This window comes from Actinoplanes sp. NPDC051633 (genome assembly GCF_040681735.1).
Taxonomy (GTDB): Bacteria; Actinomycetota; Actinomycetes; order Mycobacteriales; family Micromonosporaceae; genus Actinoplanes.
Genome location: NZ_JBFAZH010000772.1, coordinates 1 through 3,753 on the forward strand (window position 1 = coordinate 1; position 3,753 = coordinate 3,753).

Genomic DNA, 3,753 nt, shown 5'->3' on the forward strand with positions numbered 1-3,753 from the left:
CCGGAAGAACGCCTGGCCCGGCGTGCGGCCCGCGCTGGGGGTCGCCGCGGTCGCGGTCGCGGCCTACGTGATCGAGACGGCCTTCCACCTGGCCGCCGCGGTCGACTCCGACGCCCTGCACCATGGCGGGGCCGCGCCGGTGGCCACCACACACGTCTGGCTGAGCGTGCTGCTCTACCCCGTCACCGGCCTGGCCGTGTCGTACCTCGGCCTCCGCCAGCTGGCCGCCTGGCCCGGCGCCCGCCGCCTCCTGGGGCTGCCGGCGGCGGTCGGCGGGCTGGCCCACGCCGTGTCCGTCCCGCTGACGCTGGTCCTGCCGGACGCCGAGCTGACCCCGCTGTTCGCCGGGTCGGCCCTATTGTTCGCCACGTACGCGCTGGTCACCGGGCTGGCCGGCGCACCGCGCACGACCGTCCCGGCGGAGCGACACCTGGTGACAGCGTGATCACCCGCCTCCTACTATCGCGGAATGCGTGTCCAGGTGCTCGGCGACCTCGAGGTGGCCATCGGTGACCGGGTCGCCGACCTGGGCGGCCCGAAGCCGCGCACCCTGCTCGCCCTGCTGGTCGCCGCGGGCGGCCGTGCGGCGCCGGTCGAGTATCTGATCAACCAGATCTGGGGCGAGGATCCACCGGCGCGGGTGGAGACCTCGCTCCAGTCGTACGTCGCCCGGCTGCGGAAGGCGCTGGACCCCGCGCGGTCGGCCGAGCGGCTGCGGACCCACGCGGGCGGGTACTCCCTGGACGTCGCCGCCGGTGACGTCGACGCGCGGCGGTTCGACGAGCTCGTCCGGACCGCCCGCGGCGCTTCCGAGGGCGCCGAGCAGCTGCTGACCGAGGCGCTGGGGATGTGGCGGGGGCCGGCGTACGCGGGGCTCGCCGGGCCGGCCCTGGAAGCGGAGGCGACCCGGCTCGACGAGCTGCGGATGGCGGCGACCGAGCAGCTCTGGGACGTACGCATCCGGCAGGGCCGCCACGCCGAGGCCGTCGCCGAGCTGGAGCAGCTGGTCCGCCTGTACCCGCTGCGCGAGGGGATGTGGGCGCTGCTGGCGCGGGCGCTCTACCGATCGGCGCGCCAGGGCGACGCGCTCGCCGCGCTGCGCCGGGCCCGCGAGCACCTGGCCGACGAGCTGGGCGTCGATCCGGGCCCGGAGCTGCGACGGGTCGAGGAGCTGGTGCTGCGGCAGGACTCCAGCCTCGATGTCACGCACGAGGCCGGCCCCGTCCCGGTGATCGCGCCGCCGGACGAGCGGCGGCTGTTCGGCCGGGACGACGCGCTCGCCGCCGCCGATCAGGCGCTCCGCGACGCGCTCGACGGCCGCGGCCGGACCGTGATCGTCACCGGCGAGGCCGGGATCGGCAAGACCCGGTTGACCGAGACGGTGATCGCCTGGGCGCGCGACCGGGGGTTCCGGTGCGGGCGCGGCGGCTGGGACGCGGAGGCCTGCCCGCCGCTGTGGGGGTGGTCGGAGGCGACCGGGCAGCTGCTGGGGCAGCCGCTGGGGCAGCCGGGCCTGCTGGAGGCGCCGCCGGGCGATGTGGTGGACGCCGCGGCCGCCAGCTTCCGGCAGGCGTCCGCGCTGACCGCGGCGCTGCGGGACGGCCCGCCGGCGCTGCTGGTCCTCGACGACATCCACTGGGCCGACGCGGACAGCCTGCGCCTGTTGCGCCGGGTCGGCACGCAGGTCAGCTCGCTGCCGGTGGTGCTGGTCGTCGCCCTGCGGTCGGCGCCGGCCGAGATGGGTGACGCGGTCGTCGAGGTGCTGGCGGCGCTGGCGCGCACCGATCCCGTACGCATCGAACTGACCGGCCTGGACGCCCGGGCCATCGCCGCCTGGGTCGAGCAGCACGCCGACGTGCGGATGCCGCCGGAAGCCGCCGCGGAGCTGGCGGCCCGCACCGAGGGGAACCCGTTCTACGTCACCGAGCTGGTCCGCCTGCTGGTCCGCGACGGCGCCCTCGCCTCGCTGGGCGCGGACACCTGGCGGGCGGTGCCGGACGGCGTCCGCGACGTGGTCCGCCAGCGGCTGGCGCAGCTGCCGGAGAGCTCAGGGCTGGTCCTCGGCACGGCGGCGGTCGCCGGGCGGTCGTTCGACCTGCTGGTCGTCGGGCGCGCCGCCGGGGTGAGCGCCGAGCAGGTCGCCGAGGCCGTCGAGTCGGCGCTGATGCTGGGCCTGGTCGCCGAGCTCGAGCCGGGGCGGTTCCGGTTCAGCCACGCGCTGGTCCGCGACGCCATCTATCACGGCCTGGCCGCCCCGACCCGGGCCCGGGCGCACGCCGACGTCGCCATCGCCCTGGAGCACCGCTACGCCGGCGCGCTGAGCTCACACGTCGCCGAGCTCGCCGAGCACTACCGGCTGGCCGGGCCGGTGCACGCCCGGTCGGCGTGGGTGTTCGCCCGGCGAGCGGGCCTGGCGGCGGCCGGGCGCTCCGCCCACGACGAGGCCTTCCGGCTGCTCACCGAGGCCGAGGAGCTGCAGGGCCTGGACCCGCTGGTCACGTCCGAGGAGCGCGAGGGCGTGGTGCTGGCCCAAGCGGCGGCCCTGATCCGCCTCGGCCGGCAGATCGACGCGTGGCGGCCGGTCGCCCGCGCGGCGGCCGCGGCCCTGGCTCGCGACGACGTGAGCGCGGCGGCGGACGCGCTGCTGACGATCACGACCGGGTTGTGGGGCTGGCGCAACGCGGGGGACTGGGACGACGACGCGGTGGCGCTGTGGGAGGAGGTGCTGGCGCGGCTGCCCGCCGACCGGGCGGCGACCCGCGCGCACCTGCAGGTGTCGCTCGCGGTGGAGTTGCTCTACCGGCCGGGCTCGGCCGCGCGGACCACCGCGCTCGCCGACGAGGCGGTGCAGGCGGTGCGGGCGATCCGGGGCTCGGGCGCGCACGACACCGTACGGTTCCATGTGCTGCGCCTGGCCGTGCAGGCGCTGCTGCGTCCCGATCTGCTGCACCACCGCGCGCCGATCCTCGACGAGCTGATCGGGCTGGCGGTGGCCCGCGACGACGTGTCCAGCCTGATCGGCGCGCTCACCACCCGGGCGTCCGACCGGGCCGAGCTGGGCCGGCTGGGCGACGCGCACGCCGATCTGCTGCGCGCCGACGACCTCGCGCGGCGGCACCAGCTCCCGGCCGCTCTCATGATCACCGGTTGGTGCCTGGCGACGTGGCGGCAGCTCACCGGGGACCTCGACGGCGCGGAGACCGCGATCGCCGAGCTGGAGGCGTTCCAGGCCACCCTCGCCATGGCCGGCGAGGGGATCGCGATGTGCCAGCTCTCCGCGCTGCGCATGGTGCAGGGCCGGCTTTCCGAGCTGGTGCCGATCCTGCGGGCCGTCGCCGAGCACTTCGCGCCGTTCCGCGAGGTGCTGGCGCTCGCCCTGATCGAGGCGGGCCGCGCGGACGAGGCCCGCCGGATGCTCGGCGCGTGGTCCGAGCAGCCGCCGTTGCCGTGGAACTACCTGTGGTCCACGTTCATCGTCTTCCGGGCGTACGTGTGGATCGCACTCGGCGACCGCGACGCGGTGCGCGACCTGCGGGCACAGCTGACGCCGTACGCCGGCCGGCTGGCCGGCACGATGCCGGTGGCCGTGCTGGGCAGCACAGACCTGGTCCTCGGCGAGCTCGCTGCGGCGGACGGTGACCCGGCCGCCGCCCGCGAGCATGTCGACCGGGCCCGCCGGATCTGCGCCGAGCTCGGGCTGCCACACTGGCTGGCCCGTGCGGAGCGGGCCGCCGGCTGAGCCGCGGTCACGGC

General features: G+C 76.8%; 2 protein-coding genes. Both read left to right on the top strand.

What is annotated here, in order from left to right; all coding sequences use genetic code 11:
- Positions 1 to 445: hypothetical protein (locus tag AB0M20_RS31690; protein ID WP_364303999.1), on the top strand; the 445-nt coding region annotated here is incomplete at its 5' end.
- Between the two features lie 24 nt (positions 446 to 469).
- On the top strand, positions 470 to 3,739 hold the full coding sequence (locus tag AB0M20_RS31695) for a BTAD domain-containing putative transcriptional regulator (RefSeq protein WP_364304000.1): 3,270 nt from the start codon (positions 470 to 472) through the stop codon (positions 3,737 to 3,739).
- Positions 3,740 to 3,753: the final 14 nt, after the last annotated feature.

Bases quoted from the DNA above. Each gene is read 5' to 3' on its own strand.
- AB0M20_RS31695 (WP_364304000.1), top strand. From the start codon at position 470: ATGCGTGTCCAGGTGCTCGGCGACCTCGAGGTGGCCATCGGTGACCGG.